The organism is Longimicrobium sp. (assembly GCA_036389795.1).
Lineage (GTDB): Bacteria > Gemmatimonadota > Gemmatimonadetes > Longimicrobiales > Longimicrobiaceae > Longimicrobium.
Genome location: DASVWD010000225.1, coordinates 1 through 15376, shown reverse-complemented (window position 1 = coordinate 15376; position 15376 = coordinate 1). Strand labels below are relative to the sequence as shown.

Annotated in this window: 13 protein-coding genes; 2 read left to right on the top strand and 11 right to left on the bottom strand. The window is 72.8% G+C overall.

Translation table 11 applies throughout. The features are described 5' to 3' along the window. Nucleotides 1-335: 335 nt before the first annotated feature. The 4 genes from VF746_26620 to VF746_26605 all read right to left on the bottom strand — a co-directional run bounded on the left by VF746_26620 (nt 336) and on the right by VF746_26605 (nt 7681). A complete protein-coding gene (locus VF746_26620) occupies nt 336-2381 on the bottom strand; it encodes a lanthionine synthetase LanC family protein (protein HEX8696018.1) in 2046 nt (681 codons plus the stop codon). Nucleotides 2382-2824: 443 nt separating this feature from the next. Continuing rightward, nucleotides 2825-3877, bottom strand: coding sequence for a thiopeptide-type bacteriocin biosynthesis protein (locus tag VF746_26615; GenBank protein ID HEX8696017.1), 1053 nt, complete (start codon nt 3875-3877; stop codon nt 2825-2827). Continuing rightward, nucleotides 3861-7094, bottom strand: coding sequence for a lantibiotic dehydratase (locus VF746_26610; GenBank protein HEX8696016.1), 3234 nt, complete (start codon nt 7092-7094; stop codon nt 3861-3863). The genes VF746_26615 and VF746_26610 overlap by 17 nt, the downstream gene beginning before the upstream one ends. Before the next feature lie 458 nt (nt 7095-7552). After that, nucleotides 7553-7681 carry a hypothetical protein gene (locus tag VF746_26605; GenBank protein HEX8696015.1) on the bottom strand — a complete coding sequence of 43 codons (129 nt, stop codon included), beginning with the start codon at nt 7679-7681 and terminating at the stop codon, nt 7553-7555. A 344-nt stretch (nt 7682-8025) separates the two neighbouring features. On the opposite strand from VF746_26605, the gene VF746_26600 reads away from it, so the two are divergent. Together VF746_26600 and VF746_26595 are read left to right on the top strand one after the other, a co-directional pair. Next, on the top strand, nt 8026-8478 hold the full coding sequence (locus VF746_26600) for a hypothetical protein (protein ID HEX8696014.1): 453 nt from the start codon (nt 8026-8028) through the stop codon (nt 8476-8478). Nucleotides 8479-8543: 65 nt separating this feature from the next. Continuing rightward, the gene (locus VF746_26595; protein HEX8696013.1) at nt 8544-9980 is read left to right on the top strand and encodes a hypothetical protein; all 1437 of its coding nucleotides are present in this window, start codon (nt 8544-8546) and stop codon (nt 9978-9980) included. Nucleotides 9981-9998: 18 nt separating this feature from the next. On the opposite strand, the gene VF746_26590 is transcribed toward VF746_26595, so the two are convergent. From VF746_26590 to VF746_26560, 7 genes are all read right to left on the bottom strand, one after another. Further along, the gene (locus VF746_26590; GenBank protein ID HEX8696012.1) at nt 9999-10652 is read right to left on the bottom strand and encodes an NAD-dependent epimerase/dehydratase family protein; all 654 of its coding nucleotides are present in this window, start codon (nt 10650-10652) and stop codon (nt 9999-10001) included. 153 nt (nt 10653-10805) lie between these two features. Beyond that, nucleotides 10806-11561 carry a hypothetical protein gene (locus tag VF746_26585; protein HEX8696011.1) on the bottom strand — a complete coding sequence of 252 codons (756 nt, stop codon included), beginning with the start codon at nt 11559-11561 and terminating at the stop codon, nt 10806-10808. A gap of 86 nt (nt 11562-11647) precedes the next feature. Further along, the gene (locus VF746_26580) at nt 11648-12400 is read right to left on the bottom strand and encodes a Nif3-like dinuclear metal center hexameric protein (GenBank protein ID HEX8696010.1); all 753 of its coding nucleotides are present in this window, start codon (nt 12398-12400) and stop codon (nt 11648-11650) included. Between the two features lie 132 nt (nt 12401-12532). After that, complete coding sequence (locus VF746_26575; protein HEX8696009.1) at nt 12533-13003, bottom strand: polymer-forming cytoskeletal protein; 471 nt, start codon at nt 13001-13003, stop codon at nt 12533-12535. Nucleotides 13004-13080: 77 nt separating this feature from the next. Then, nucleotides 13081-13476, bottom strand: coding sequence for a hypothetical protein (locus tag VF746_26570; GenBank protein ID HEX8696008.1), 396 nt, complete (start codon nt 13474-13476; stop codon nt 13081-13083). 132 nt (nt 13477-13608) lie between these two features. Continuing rightward, the gene (locus tag VF746_26565; GenBank protein HEX8696007.1) at nt 13609-14526 is read right to left on the bottom strand and encodes a ParB/RepB/Spo0J family partition protein; all 918 of its coding nucleotides are present in this window, start codon (nt 14524-14526) and stop codon (nt 13609-13611) included. 3 nt (nt 14527-14529) lie between these two features. Then, a partial coding sequence (locus tag VF746_26560; GenBank protein ID HEX8696006.1) for an AAA family ATPase occupies nt 14530-15376 on the bottom strand: 847 nt, incomplete at its 5' end.

The window sequence follows — 15376 nt, the reverse complement described above, 5'->3', positions numbered from 1 at the left end:
ACAGATTGGAATCACACAGAGGACACAGAGAACACGGAGGAACTGAAGACGCGATTGAAGTTTCTCTGTGTCCTCTGTGTCCTCTGTGTGATGCTCTATCAGAAAGCTGTACCCGAACGATGCTCTGCAAAGTGGTATCAGGGGTGGTTCCGAACCGGCACCCGAACGGATCGGAACCCGGCAGAACGGCAGAGTCGGCAGAGGACGCGATGCCTCTGCCGACTCTGCCGCTCCGCGCAACTCCCTCCGTACGAGAAGCGCGAGCCCGAACGCTCCTCGCGAGGGTGTGCGGAGCCTGAGCTTCCTTCCGTACTCCCGTACTCCCGTACTCCCGTTCAGGCGCTCGCCGCGCTCGCCACCCCGCTCTCGGCGCTCACGAAGCCCGCGCGGTACGCCTGCCGCAGCTGCTCCACCACGCGGTCCTCCAGCCAGTCGCGCGCCGGCGCGCCCTCGGGCGAGGAGACCGCCTCCTCCACCTGGCCCACCACCTCGTCCACCGTGGCGGGAGTGGTCACGCTCTGCAGCACCAGCGCGGCGAAGGGGCTCAGCCGCCGCGCGGACACCTTCGCGCCCGCGGCCTGCAGCAGGTGGAAGGTGTCCTCGGGGTCGGGCGCCGCGCCCTCCTCGTGGTCCTCCCGCTCCAGCCAGGCGTCCCAGTCGTGCAGCGCGTGCACCACCCGCGCGCGCGGCGAGAGCCCGATGCGGGCCTCCGGCCAGCGCACCTCGCCCTCGGGGGCGCGCACCAGGGAGTCCAGGAACTCCTCGGTGAAGTCCGTCTGCGAGCGGGAGAGCTCGTAGCGCTCGCGCTCCAGGCGGAAGGCGTCCTCCAGCAGCTCGCGCCGCGCCGCGTCGGTCTCCGCCGCCACCCGCGCGGAGAGCGCGTCGTGCGCCTCCTCCACGTCCGAGCGCACCGGCGCCGCGCCCGGCCCGCGCTCCGCGAAGCCGGGGTCGGCGCCCAGCGCCGCGAACACGCGCAGGGAGCGCCCGAAGTGCTCGTCCACCGCCTGCCGGCGCGCCTCGCGGTAGCCGGCGCCGCCGTCGTCCTCCGCCGCCTTCCCCGGCGCGGTGACGAAGAGCACCGACGGCGTCTCGGGGCGGGCCAGCCGCAGCAGGAAGTAGCCGATCCCCGCCTCGCCCAGGAGCAGCCCGGGGTCGGCCACCGAGCCCATGGTGCCGCACGGCCAGGGGCGCCCCTCCTTCTCCCACTCCTCCCACCCCTCCATCGCCACCTCGCGCGAGCGCTCCATCAGCGCCGGGTCGTCCAGCACGCGCGCGCCCTCGATCAGCGTCTCGGCGTTGCCGCCGCGGCCGTGGCAGAGCGAGTAGTTCATGCGCGGGTCGCGCAGCGAGTCCAGCGTGGCGCTGACCGCCGCCTTCGCCTCGTCCAGGTACAGCGGGTCGCCCAGCAGCTCCCAGGCGCGCAGGCGGGTGAGCCCGATCCCCGGCGCCCCGTGGCACCAGGCGCTCATGTAGCGCATCCCCTGCGGCTCCAGCGGGTCGCCGGCCAGGATGCGGTCCTTCAGCTCCTGCTGGCGGTTCTGGTACAGGAACTCGCCCAGCTCGTTGTGGCGCAGGTCGGGCCAGTTGCTGGTCTCGGGGTTGAAGAACTGCCGCTCGTAGAGGAACGCCTGCTCGGCGCCGTACAGGTACCTGCCGTCCCCGGTGGCGTGCCACAGCTCCAGCAGCCCGTGCCCGATCCCCGCCGAGCCGTGCGCGTAGCCGCACAGGTGGCGCACCGCCGAACCGCGCATGGTGCCCCACCCCCAGCCGTGCGTCTCGTGGTCGGCCGACGCCATCAGCGTGTCGCCCAGCCGCCGGGCGATCCGCTCCGCCACCTCGCCGTCGGGAAGCCACGCGGCCAGCCGGAGCAGCGGCGGGATGGCGCCGCCGCCCCCCGCGATCACGTCCATCCCCCGGTCCTGCCGCTCGAGCCCCTCCAGCGGAGCGAGCAGCGCCCCGGCCTCGTCCAGCAGCTCGGGGCGCCCCAGGATGCGCCCCACCACGGCCGCCCCGTAGGCGATCCCCACCCGCCCCCCGTGCAGCCCGAACGAGGCCCCCGGCAGGCCGGCCCCCTCGGCGAGCGCGAAGCGGGTGCCCCCCAGCGCCGCGCGGGCCAGCTCCTCGCCCCCGGCGGCCGCGTGCAGCTCCGCCAGGAACACGGCGATCCCCGAGGTGCCCTCGTAGAAGGTCCCCGACGCCTGGGCCGGCTTGGCCACGCGCAGCGCGGGGTTGTCGCGGTCGGGCGACATGATGGTCCAGGTGCACGCCTCGCCCTGCCACTCGGCGGTGCGCGCCACCCGCTCACCCAGGCGGGCGGCCACTTCCAGGAAGAAGTCCGGGGTGCCGGGCTCGGCGACGGGGATGTGGGGCGAGCGTTCCATGTTCCGCTTTCCGGTTCCTCGAGTTTGTCGATCCGCTGGTGGTCGAAAGCCGCTGAACTGCCGGTTCGGGCGTGTCCCCCTGAAGGGGGGCCGGGCTGCGCGCGCCGTAGGGCACGATACCGCTGTGCCCAACGGCGCCGGGCCACCGCCGCCACGATACCCCCCGTGGCGGCGCCGTCCCGGCCCTCCGGGCGCGCATCCCTCACGCGGGTCCTCGTCGCGGGACGAAGTTCCGCAGGGGCGAGCCTGCGAGTCCGGGCACAGCCGGCATCCGCCGCCGGAGGCAGCCTGCCGCGCCCGAGTCGGCATCCGCCGGTCGAGGCATGCCTCGCCCCTACGGTTTTCCGTCGCGCGAAGCGCCGAGGTGTTGCGGTGCTCCCCTCTCCCCTCGTGGGAGAGGGGCCGGGGGAGAGGGGGCTCCCGCGGCCGCGCCGGACCGTGCCCTACGACGCCTCTCCCGCCGGCGCCCCCGACGCCGCAGCGCCTTCCGGGGCCCCGCCTTCCGCGCCGCCCTCCCCTTCCAGCGAGCGCTCCAGGGCGCGCATGGAGAGGTAGGCCAGGTAGCTCTCCTCCTGGATGGTGATCCCCAGGCGGTTGTTCATCATGTGCATGTAGCTGGAGACGATCGCCCCCACCGCGTGCTCCCAGGTGGCGAACACCTCGCCCTCGCGCCCCAGCCGCCCCGCCTCGACCAGCTCGGCGAAGCGGCCGCGCACCTCGATCAGCCCGTCGCGGTAGCGGTCCAGCGCCTCGGAGAGCTCCTCGCCCTCGTCCATGCGCGCCCAGACCTCCTCCACGTACGCGCCCAGGTTCTCGGCCTGCTGGTCGTAGCCGCTGCCGAACGCCGAGAGCCAGGCGCTCCTCCCCTGCTCCTCGCGCGCCACGCTGCGCAGGTACCCCTCGCCGTAGCTGCGCCCCAGCCGCACCGCGTGGCCGCGGTCGCGGCAGAACACGTGCATCAGCACCACCATGGTGAGCAGCCCCTTCCCCAGGCGCGACGAGCGGTCTTTGGGGCTGGTCTTGTGCAGCAGCGCGTACGCCGCCTCGCTGGAGTGCTCGAAGAAGCGCTCCGCCATGCGCACCCCCTCGGGGCCGCCGTAGCGGTCGGTCTCGGGCTCGTACTCGATCTCGGCCAGGTGCGTCACCTGGAGCGCCTCGGCCCCCTCCAGCTCGGGCCGAGGGTCCCAGCGCCACTGCTGCCCCTCGGGCCGCTCGAGGGCCACGTCGGGGTAGAGCGCGCGCACGTGCTCCACCAGCGCCGGCCACACGGTGCCCTCCAGCACCTCCTTTTCCCCGTGCAGGCGCAGGCGCACGTGCGGCCCGTACTCGCTGTAGCGGATGAAGAAGTGCCCGTCGATCCACCCCTCGGCCTGGCAGCGGCGCACGAACGGCTCGGCCACCTCCAGCGCCACGCGGTCGCACTCCGGGGTGTAGATCCCCGCGTTGAAGAAGATGTGCGCCGCCAGCCAGCGGGTGCCCTCAGGCCACGCCTGCATGGTCCCCCTCCCCCGAGAGCGCCCCCGCGGGCGAGGCGGTCCCCGCCGGGAAGTGCACTTGCACCACCAGCTCGGTGGCGAACGACGCGCCCGAGCCGTCGCGGGCCAGCGCCTCGCGGCCGGGGAGCCGCTCCTCGAAGTTCACGCTGTAGTTCTTCAGGTTGGCCGCCATCTTCCCCAGCAACCCCACCAGCAGCGGGTTGCCGAAGTCCATGAACTGCGGCTTGTGCAGGTCGCGCGACCCCTGCGTGCGCGGCTTCGGCGGCTGCTTCGCCTCGCCCCCGGCTTCGCCCTCCGCTTTCGCCTCGCCCTCCGCCTGCGCCTCGCCGCCCTCGCCTTCGGCGACCGCGGCGGGCGCCTGCTCCTCCTCGTGCTCGTCGTGCTCCTCGTGCTCGTCGGCCCCCTCGGCCACGGGGGCGTCGTAGCCCGGCAGCTCCGCCTCCATCGCCGGCTGAGGCTGCTCCTCCGCGGCCGCCTGCGCCGGCTGGCCGGGCTTCGGCTGCGGCGGGTCGGGGAGCGGCATGATGCGCACGTAGCAGGTCTCGGGGATGCCGTGCTCCAGCCGCCAGCGGTTGGCGCGCACGAAGAAGTCGGCCGCGCTCTCGTGCGCCTCGCGCTGCGGAAAGAGCGGCTTCGGCACCAGCCAGCGGCGCCGCGACAGCACCAGGCTCCCGCCGTAGGTCACCCGCGGGCGCACCTGCACCGTGGGAGGCGGCGGCGCGGGCGGCGGCGGCCCGGCGGAGGCGCCCTCTGCAGGCGCCCCGGCGGCGGCCGGCGCCGCGTCCGCCCCGGCCTCGGCGGGAGCGGGCTCCACGGCGACGGGCGCGGCGGCGACGTCCGGGGCGGGGCCCTCCGCGTCGGGCGGGCCGACCCGGGGAGCGGCCTCCACCTTCGCCTCGACCTCCGCCTGCACGTCGGCCTCGGCCTGGGCGCCGACGTCGGGCTTCGGCTCCGCGCGGCGCGGCGGCTCGGGCGACTCGGGGATGTTCGGCCCGAAGGTCACCGGCGGGGTGAAGCGCGAGAGGAGCTGGTAGAGCGGCGGCCGCATGCGCGGGTTCAGGAAGCCCAGGTCCACGGGGACCACCCGGCGCCCGCTGGGGCCGTGGCGCAGCCGCAGCGTGCTCTGGTCCTCGGGGTCGGGCTCCACGAAGATGTCGCTGCTGCGGAGCTGCTCCTCGGCCGCGCCGCTCTCGCCGGTGGGGTAGCTGATCTCCCAGCGCAGCAGCGGCGGGTGCAGGTTGGCGTTGAACTGCGCGTCGCCGCAGATCTCGGCCAGGTACTCGCCCGTCAGCGCCGCGTTCTCGCGCCGCACCTGCTCCTGCATCTCGTCGGGGAGCATGTACAGGAAGCGCGAGAAGTACTTCCCGTACCCCGCCGTGTAGCTCCCCCCCTGCAGCACCATCACGGGATCGCCCCCGTCGGCGCCGGGCGAGAGGGTGACGAAGGAGCCCATCGACCGCACCACGCCCGAGGTGGTCTCCACCCCCTCCAGCGCGCGCTCCACGTCGGCCGCGGCGATCGTGATCTCCTCGGCCCCGGGGTCGGCCTTCCAGCGCTCGCGGATCGTCTCCCCCAGCCGGTCGCGCGCCTCGCCCAGGCGCTTGATGAAGTCCAGCTCGAAGGGGTTGCCCACGTTGTAGCCCTGCAGCTGCTCGCGGTCGACCCCCGCGCGCAGCTTGGCCTCCTTCTCCACGTGCGCCTTGAAGTGCTCGCGGTAGAAGTCCTCGTAGAACACCAGCAGGGGGACGGACTTCGCCTCGCCGTAGTAGGTGTCGAAGAAGTGCCGCATGGTGGCCTGCTCGCCGCGCGGCCACGCCACGCGCGAGGTGAGCCGCGCCCACTCCTGGAAGAGCCCCAGCGTGCGGCGGACGCCCTCGGTGAGCGGCACCGCCGCGCGCGCCGGCGAGGTGGCGTCCTCGTAGAACGGCATGTCGCGCCTGAGCCGCCCCTTGATCTCCATCGCCTCGATGGCGGCGTTGATCAGCGCGTGCATCTCCTCGATCAGCCGCGCGCGCTCCTCCACCCCCGCCGTGGCGTACGCCTCGGTGGCCTCGCGCACCTTCACCAGCAGCTCGGCCGACTGGCGGGCGTGGTCGTCGTCGATCCGCCCCAGCAGCGCGCGGAAGGGGTGGTCCCAGTCGGCGTCCTGCTCGCGGATCCCGGTGTGGAAGCGCAGGAAGCCGATCTCGATCAGCTTGTCCAGGTACGCTTCCGCCTCCTCGGGGCTCGCCTCGATCTGCGGGTCGGAAGCGAGCGCGCCGATCAGCTCGCCCAGGGTGGGCTTGCCCAGCCCGCGGAACGAGTTGATGATCAGCTCCAGCACCTCGTTGTTGGCCATCCGCTGGAACACCTCGCGGCTCTGGATGGCGGTGAGGTACACCAGCCGCCCCTTCTCCTCGCGCAGCGTGGGGTTCAGCTCCACCTGCAGCGCGTGGCGCACCGCCTGGCGCTCCTTCAGGTGGTCCAGCAGGATCCCGTAGAGGAGCTTGTTGATGCGGACGTAGCTCGTCTTCTCGCGCGGGTCGCCCTCGAAGCGCAGCAGCGCGCCGCCGCCGTCGGGCTCGGTGAAGGTGCCGGAGATGATGGCGCAGAAGGTGGAGAAGGGCGTGGCCTTCATCGCCATGCGCGTGTAGTAGCGCAGCAGCCCCCGCTCCGTCTTCTCGTCCTTCCCCGAGAGCTCGCCCTTCGCCTCCCGGTAGCGCGGGAGCGAGGCGTAGAGCGAGCGGCTGGAGATCATCAGCCCCTTGCGGAAGTCGGCGTCGTCCAGGAGCGAGCGGAAGCGCCCGCGCAGCTCCGCCGCCTCGCGGGCGTACGTCTCGCGCAGCTCCGCGTCGATCCGCCCGCGCTCGGCCAGGTCCGCCGCGAACGCGCCCACCTCGGACGACGCGTCGGCGGGGAGGAGCGCGAGCGCCTCGTCGGTCTTCTCGCGCGAGAGGGGGCGCAGGTTGTACAGCTCGCGCTTGAGCGTGATGAGCCTGTTGCGCAGCGGCTTCTCCGTGGCCGCGCCGATGGCCTCGAAGAGGAGCTGCGAGACGGTCTCGCGCCGCTCGTGCAGCCGGTCCTCCACCTCGGCCAGGCGCGCCAGCAGCTCCAGCGTCCGCGCGGCGCGCAGCTCGTCGACCGGGTCGGCGGGCGCGCCGGAGACGCGGCAGACGAAGCGCGCGCCGGCCTGCCCGGCGCCGGGCTCGGGGGAGTCGTCCTGCCAGGGTTCGCTCATGGGACTGCGGCTCTCGGGGAGAACGGGGTCGAAAGCGGCGGAAAGGGACAGCGGGCCGGGGCGGCGCGGCTCCGGCCGAAGCGGAAGAGGCGACGAAATCCCGTCCCCGCGCGCCGCTGCCGCTGGCCCGGGGCCGGCTTTCGTCCGCTGTCGTCGGCTTGACCGAAAATGCACGGCGAAGAGCGATGATAACCGGCTCCCGCCCCGCGCCGCAAGTGCTCCCGCCGCGCCCCCGGCGGACGTGCACGGAGGACGCAAAAGGAATGGCCGATCCGCTTCTACGGGAGGAAGATAGTGAGCGGACGCATGACCCGGAAACGTCCGGGTGCCGGGCGGCGTGGACGCGGGGCGGGGTGCGCGCGTCGCGGGGCGAGTCGCAGGATCTTTGGTCTCACGCAGAGCAGCGGAATCGGCAGAAACTTCGCTCGTCTCTGCTTACTCTGCTGCTCTGCGTGAATCTATCTGTTTTCGGCCCCGGGGAGCTCGACGGCGTCCGCGTCCTGCACCCCGCCGCCGCCGGGCAGGTGCCAGCCGCCCGGGCCCGTCGACGACACCCTCGGCACCACGCACGCCTGCAATCGGCGCATGATGTCCTCACCGCGCGCGCAGTACGTCCCGGTCGAGCCTACGGCCGAGCATCGTGCGGAGGAGCTGGCGACACCCGTCGCCGCGCCCGCCTCCGTCGGCCCTGCGCTCCTTCCGCGCGCAGGCCGGGCGGATCGACGCGGCGCTGAGGGCCCCTGGGAGAGGGGCGAGGGGGGTACGTGGAGGCGGGCGAGAATCGCTCGGCAAGGTTGTGTCCTGAAAAGGTTGACCCCGTGCACCCCGTGCGGTATTCTGTCACCCGGTCCGGTAGCAGATTCCGCTGCATGGGCACGTTCCCGGTCTTTCCCGCGGTCCCTTCATCCCTCCAGTTCCGGAGATCCCTTCCATGGCCAGTCCGCTCACCCTCGTCATGCCCGTGATCCCGGGCACCAGCCCGGTCACCGTCGCCCAGACGCTGGCGCAGTACCAGCCGCAGCTGGACGCGGCACTGCAGTCCATCGGCACGGTGCACTACGCCCGCACGCTGTACCTGGACACCTCGGTGGCCAACCTGCAGCCCAACGCGCAGTCCACGGGGCCGTTCGTGATCTGCGTGATCACGGAGTACGACGGCAGCTTCGACGCCTACATCGGCGACTTCGTGGCGCAGGTGGGCACCGTGTTCGACGCGCTGCTGCAGTACGTGGTGGGCGGCCCGGCGCTGATCCCCGTGGCCAACAACGTGGCCGCGTTCACGGCCTTCATCGCCCAGAACGACGCCTCGCAGCACCAGCCCAACGAGGGGATGTTCCAGGCCTACACGCAGACGGTGCAGCAGATCCTGGCCGCCGTCGGCTGAGCCGGCGAACGGGAGCGCGCGCACCCGGCGCGCGCTCCCCTCCTCTCCACCGCCCCCCTCCCTCCATGGCGACACCCGAGATCGACTACGCCGACGTGCAGGGCACCATCCTGCGCGGCTACCGAGTGGACCTGGCCCGGCACTTCATCCTGCAGATCACCGACGCCGTGGCCGCGGGCGCCTTCGTCGGCAACCTGGTGAACGGCACCGGCGGCGTTCCCCGCATCACCACGGCGGCGCGCTGGACCAGCAAGCCGGAGTGCTTCGTCAACATCGGCTTCACCGCGCCGGGGCTGGCGGCGCTGGGCGTCTCGCCCACCCAGCTCCAGAGCTTCGACCCCGCCTTCCAGGCCGGCGCCACCAGCAGCGCGGTGGCCGGCGTGGTGGGCGACACGGGCACCAGCGACCCGGCCAACTGGCTGGGCGGCATCGAGACGTGGCGGAACGCGCACGTGGTGCTCAGCCTGTGGGTGCACAAGGACCCGGCGGTGCTCGAGAAGGTCACCGCCCGGCTGCGGGCGGCGTTCGCGGCGGGGATGAAGGAGCTGCTCTTCCACGACGCCACGGCGCTCCCCGACAACCGCGTGCACTTCGACTACCGCGACAACATCGCGCAGCCCACGGTGATCGGCGCGCCGCCGCGCAAGCACGACATCCCCGACGACCAGCCGCCGGTGCCCACGGGCGAGTTCCTGCTGGGCTACGCCAACGCGTCCGGGGGCACGTACAGCGTGCAGCCCGCGCAGCTCTCCACCAACAGCAGCTACGCGGCGTTCCGCATCCTGGAGCAGGACGTGGTGGGGTTCGAGCGGTTTCTGCGGGACTTCGCTCCGGCGGGCGTGGACCCGGAGATGCTGGCCGCCAAGGTGTGCGGCCGGTGGCGCAACGGGAACCCCCTGGTGCTCGAGCCCGATGCGCCGGGCGAGGTGCTGCCCACCGACCAGCTGAACGCCTTCACCTACGTGAACACGACGGACCCCGCCCAGGACGACACGCTGGGGCTGCGCTGCCCGATCGGCTCGCACATCCGGCGCACCAACCCGCGCGACGAGGCGGTGGTCGGCACCGACTCCACCCACCACCGCATCACGCGCCGCGCCATGCCGTACGGCCCCGCGTACGATCCGGCGAATCCCGTGGACGCGCCGCGCGGGCTCATCGGCTACTTCATCAACGCCAGCGTGTTCAACCAGTTCCAGTTCATCCAGGGCCAGTGGGCGCTCACCTCCACCTTCGTGAAGTCGGCCAAGGCGCCGGGCGGGCAGCCCCCGGGGAACGCGGTGAACAACATCAGCGGCGAGGACGTTTTCCTGGGGGTGAACGACCCGCCCAGCAGCAGCTCGTTCACGCTGCCCGCCGAGCCGCAAAACCTGATGGTCACCGGCTTTTCGCGGATGATCAACACCCGCGGCGGCGCCTACGTGTTCCTGCCCAGCATCACGGGGCTCGACTACCTCGCGACCCTGCCCGCCTCCGTCGCGGCCCCCGCGCCGGCACCCTGATCCGGCGGGGGCGGGCGTTCAGCTTCCGAGCCGCACGACGGCGTCCGCGTCCTGCACCCCGCGCACGGCCGGGTCCGCCGCCGCCCGGAGCGCCGCCCGCGCCGCGGCGGCCACGTGGATCGGCCGCGCGCGCCGGGCGAGGCGGCCCAGGCCGGGGAGCAGCATCCCCAGCCGCACCAGCGCCGCGGCGGGGTAGGTGATCGGGCGCCCGGGGCCGTAGACGAACCCCGGGCGGAAGACCACCGGCCGCGGGCGGGCGGCGAGGATCGCGGCTTCCGCCCGGCGCTTCGCGGCGAGGTACGCCGCCGGCACCAGCGGCGGCTTCGCGGCGGCCGAGAAGAAGACGAACGCGCCCACGCCGGCGCGCTCCGCCTCGCGCACCGCCACCACGGCGGAGTCGCCGTTGACGCGCTCGAAGGTGAGGTCGTGCTCGCGGTTCTCGGCGATGATCCCCACGCAGTGGACCACGGCATCGCACCCGGCCAGGTGGCGGCTCCAGGCGCCCGGGTCCAGCGCGTCGGCCACCACCCACTCCACCGCGCCGATCCACGCCGCCTCCCCCCGCGGCGCCCCGCTCCGGGCCAGGGCGGCCACCTCGTGCCCCCGCTCGACCGCCGCGCGGCACACCGCCCGCCCGATGAACCCGTTCCCGCCCAGCACCATCACCTTCATCGCCGTCTCCAGAAAAGAACTGCTTGACTCTCACAGAGAGCACAGAGGACTCAGAGGACTCAGAGGAACAGCGAATCGAAGTTCTCCGTGTCCTCCGTGTCCTCTGTGAGAAACATTGGAGAGCCGGAATTTCGAGAGAGCTCGCCGGAGGAGCTACTTCCGCAGGATGCGCCCCGCCGCCTCGGCCAGCGAGTCGAGCGCGGCGTAGGGACGCGCCTGGCCGTCGGGGCCGACGAGGAAGGAGCGTTGCGGGAGCTGGTCGGGGTCGGCGCCGCGCGCGGGCTGCGGGAGCGCGGTGATGAAGAGCGTGCCGTCCGCGCGCGGCTCCCACCCGCGCAGACGGAAGCCGCGCGGCAGCACCGGCCGCAGGCCGCCGCCGGCGAGGTCGGAGACGTACAGCCCGAGCGGATCGCGGTGGTCCAGCCTGCCGTCGCCGTTGCCGTCCTCCAGCGCCATCTCGTAGACGATCCACCGCAGCGTCGAGTCCGGCCCGGCCCTCTCGTCTCCCGGCCAGCGGACCTCGGCGACGTACGCCGGCCGGTCCAGCAGCAGCCGTCCGCCCCGGCCGTCCAGGAACGCCACGTTGACGATCGGCCCCTCGGAAGTGCCGTCCCCGGAATCCATGCCGCGCTCCCCCGCGGCAGGGCGGTACCCCTGTCCATGTCCGACGAGCACGATGCGCGCATCCGACCCGCGGATCGGCGCCGGCGCGTCGTAGCGCACCGCGCGCGGCCGCTCTGGCCCGGACGCTCCGCCCTTCGGCGCGGCGGGCACCGCCGGGTCACCCGCCGCCAGGTCGGTGATCCACGCCCCGAGCACGAACAGCGTGCCGATCGCCAGCAGCGCCAGCAGCAGGATTCCGTTGATCAGCCACACCCAGCGCAGCAGCCGGTCGACGCGCGAAGACATCGGGAGGAATCGAGAAGGAGAAGGGAAGGCGAGAAGGCGCGCGGAGGCCGAACGCACTCACGCACTTCCGCACTCACGCACTTTGTTCAAAGCCCCGTCGGGTGGTCGATGAACATCCACTCGAGCCCGAAGCGCTCCGCCAGGTGCGCGGCCAGCGCGCGCACGCCCCAGACCTCGGTGGCGTAGTGTCCGCCCAGCAGCAGGTTGAGGCCGCCTTCCTCCGCGTCGAAGAAGTTGTGGTGCCGGGCCTCGCCGGTGAGGAACGCGTCGAGCCCCGCGCCGATCGCCGCGCCGATCTCGTCGCCCGCCCCGCCGGTGATCACGCCCACCCGCCGCACCCGCCCGGGCCCGCCGGGCACCAGCTTCACCGGCGCGCCGAGGACCCGCGACGCGCGCTCCGCCAGCTCCTCGCGCGAGGCGTCTAGCTCGCCCCACACCCCCAGCGGCATCCCCTTGTACTCGCCGAAGCGGCCCCGCGGCTCGATCCCCAGCTCGCGCGCCAGCACCGCGTTGTTCCCTACCTCGGGGTGCACGTCCAGCGGCAGGTGCGCCGAGTAGACCGCCAGGTCGGCGTCGAGGATCGCCTTCAGGCGTCGGTAGCGGCGGCCGGTGAGCGGCTGGTTGCCGTCCCAGAAGAGGCCGTGGTGCACCAGCAGCAGGTCGGCGTCCGACGCGACCGCACGGTCCACGGAGGCCTGCGAAGCGTCCACGGCGGCCGCCAGGAACCGCACCTCGCGCGGGCTGTCCACCTGCAGGCCGTTCAGCGCGCCGGAGAAGTCCGGCACCTCGGCCAGGCGCAGGTAGTCGTCCAGGTACTCCCGAAGCTCGTCGAGCCGCACGGATCACCGGGTTGGGCGGCTTCCCCACAAAACGTGGAAAACTCGGGTGGAAAAGCCGGCGTTCGACGTGTGGAAAACGCCCAACCCGCGACACGACAACGGGTTGGGCTAAAGTGGACGGGCTGTGGAAAACTACACGTATTCGGGCGAGTTTTCCCCACTCGGTGCAGGCGCAGGAAGGGCGCGCGGGGCATCCTCGCCCAGCATCTGCACCTGCCCGGTGAAGCGGGCGCCCTCCTCCAGGTGCAGGTGCGACGCGCGCGCCGAGACCTGCCCCTCGATGTCGCAGGTGGCCTGCAGCTCCAGCCGGCTCTCCGCCGTCACCGTGCCGCGCACCCGGCCGCCGATCACCGCGTCCTGGGTGATGATGTCGCCGCGGACCTCGCCCTCCTTGCCCACGACCACCGCCTTCCCCGCGCGCAGCGTCCCGTCGACGCGCCCCTCGACGCGCACCGTGCCGTCGGTCACCAGGTCGCCCACGATGTGCATCCCGGGGCCGATGATCGACATCGAGTCCGGGTTGCCGCCGCGGGGCGCGGGGGGCGCCTTCTCTCGCGCCGCCGCTCCACCGCCGTTCTTCTTCCCGCCGCTGAAGATCGCCATCCGTCTCCCACTCCCGGCCCGGGCGGCGCCTCGCCCCGGCCGCTGATCGGACCCTGAGGTTTCCGCCGGCCCCGCGGCTACCGCGGGTCGGCCTCCCTGGCGCTGTCCCCCGCGACCGCCGCGGCCGAGTCGGCGCGGGCGGTGTCGAGCGGGGGGAGCTCGCCGCGGAGCATGGTGCGGATCTGCTCGTACTGCACCTGCATGCGGGCCAGGGTGCGGGCGAGCTGCTCGCGCTCCTGCCGCTCGCGCTGCAGCACCGCGATCTCGTGCTTGAGCCCCGGCACCCGCCCCGCCTGCGCCGCCACCCACACCCACGAGGCGGCCATCAGGAAGAGCACCGCCAGCAGCGCCGCCGCCCCGAAGACGGCCAGGCGCAGCTTGCGGTAGCTGACCTCCCACGAGCGCGTGCTCATGTCGGCGAACCCGCCGTGCGGGATGACGATGAACGTCATCCGGCGGTCGTCCTTGGCCATGACTACATGGTACGAAAGTACGAAAGTACGGAAGTACGAGAGAACGGAGAAGCGTGGCGGCGCGAACACGGCTCGCCCCGCGGATCCGCAGACGTACTTACGTACTCTCGTACTCTCGTACTCACGTACTCCCTACCGTTCCTCTTCCAACCCCAGGATCAGCTCCAGCACCCGGTCGAAGTCGTCGGCGTTGTAGAACGGGATCTCGATGCGCCCGCTCTTTCCCGCCAGCACCCGGATGCGGGCCGGGGTCCCCAGCTTGCGCTGCAGCTCGGCCTCCAGGTGGCGCACGTGCGGGTCGCCCGAGGGGTCGCGCAGCGGCGCGCTCCCCCTGGCCTCGCCGGGGGCGCCCCCGCGCAGGCCGCGCACCCGCTCCTCCACCGTGCGCACCGACATCCCCTGCTCGGCGGCCTGGCGCGCCAGGTCGGCCATCTCGCGCTCGCTCTCCAGCCCCAGCAGCGCGCGGGCGTGCCCCATCGACAGGTCGCCCTCGCTCACCATCCGCTGCACCGAGGCCGGCAGCTGCAGCAGGCGCAGCAGGTTGGCGATGGTGGAGCGCTCGCGGCCCACGCTCTCGGCCACCTCGGCCTGCGTGTAGCCGAACTCCTCGATGAGCTGCCGGTAGCCGGCCGCCTCCTCCAGCGGCGAGAGCTCGGCGCGCTGCACGTTCTCGACGATGGCCAGCACCAGCATGGCGCGGTCGTCGATCTCGCGCACCACCACGGGCACGTGCGTCCACCCCAGCCTCCGCACCGCCCGCCAGCGCCGCTCCCCCGCGATCAGCTCCCACTCGGCCCCGTCGGGGGCGCCCGGGCGGGCGCGGCGCACCACCAGCGGCTGGAGGAGCCCGTTCTTGCGGATCGACTCCTCCAGCTCCGCCAGCTGCTCGGGGCTGAACTCGCGGCGGGGCTGGAACGGGTTGGGGGCGATGCGCGCGGTGGGGACCTCGCGCACCCCCTCGCCGGTGGCGATCGCCTCCTCGGTGCCCGTCGAGAACTCGCCCAGGAGCGCGGAGAGCCCCTTCCCCAGCCGGGGCTTCTTGGAGGCCACGCCCTACTCTCCCCCGGCCGCGGCCGCCGGCTCGGGCTCGGGGGGCGCCGCCTTCCCCTTGCGCTCGCGGGCGATCACCTCGCGGGCCAGCGACAGGTAGCTCTTGGCGCCCACCGAGAGGATGTCGTACAGCACGATCGGCTTGCCGAAGCTGGGCGCCTCGGCGATGCGCACGTTGCGGGGGATGGTGGTGCGGTACACCTTGGGCCCGAAGTACTCCTTCGCCTCGTCGGCCACCTGGCGCGACAGGTTCAGCCGCCCGTCGTACATGGTGAGCAGCACCCCCTCGATCTGCAGCTGGGGGTTCAGGTTCTTCTGCACCACGGTCACGGTGTTCAGCAGCTGCGACAGCCCTTCCAGCGCGTAGAACTCGCACTGGATCGGGATCAGCACGCTGTCGGCGGCGGCCAGGGTGTTGAGCGTGAGCAGGCCGAGCGAGGGCGGGCAGTCGATGAGGACGTAGTCGTAGCGGTCCTTCACCGCCGCCATGGCCTTGCGCAGGATGGTCTCGCGGTTGCGGCGGCTGACCAGCTCCACCTCGGCGCCCACCAGGTCGCGCGTGGCGGGGACCACGTCCAGGTAGGGGAAGTGCACCCCGGGGACGATCACGTCGGCCAGCGACGCGTCGTCGGTGAGGACGTCGTAGATCGACCTCTCCACCTCGTCCTTGTCGATCCCGAGCCCGCTGGTGGCGTTGCCCTGCGGGTCGGTGTCCACGACGAGCGTCTTCTTCTCGGCGACGGCCAGGCACGCCCCCAGGTTGATGGCCGTGGTGGTCTTGCCGACGCCGCCCTTCTGGTTCGCGATGGCGATGATGCGCGACACGCCCGTCCTCTGAGCCTGGGTGGGG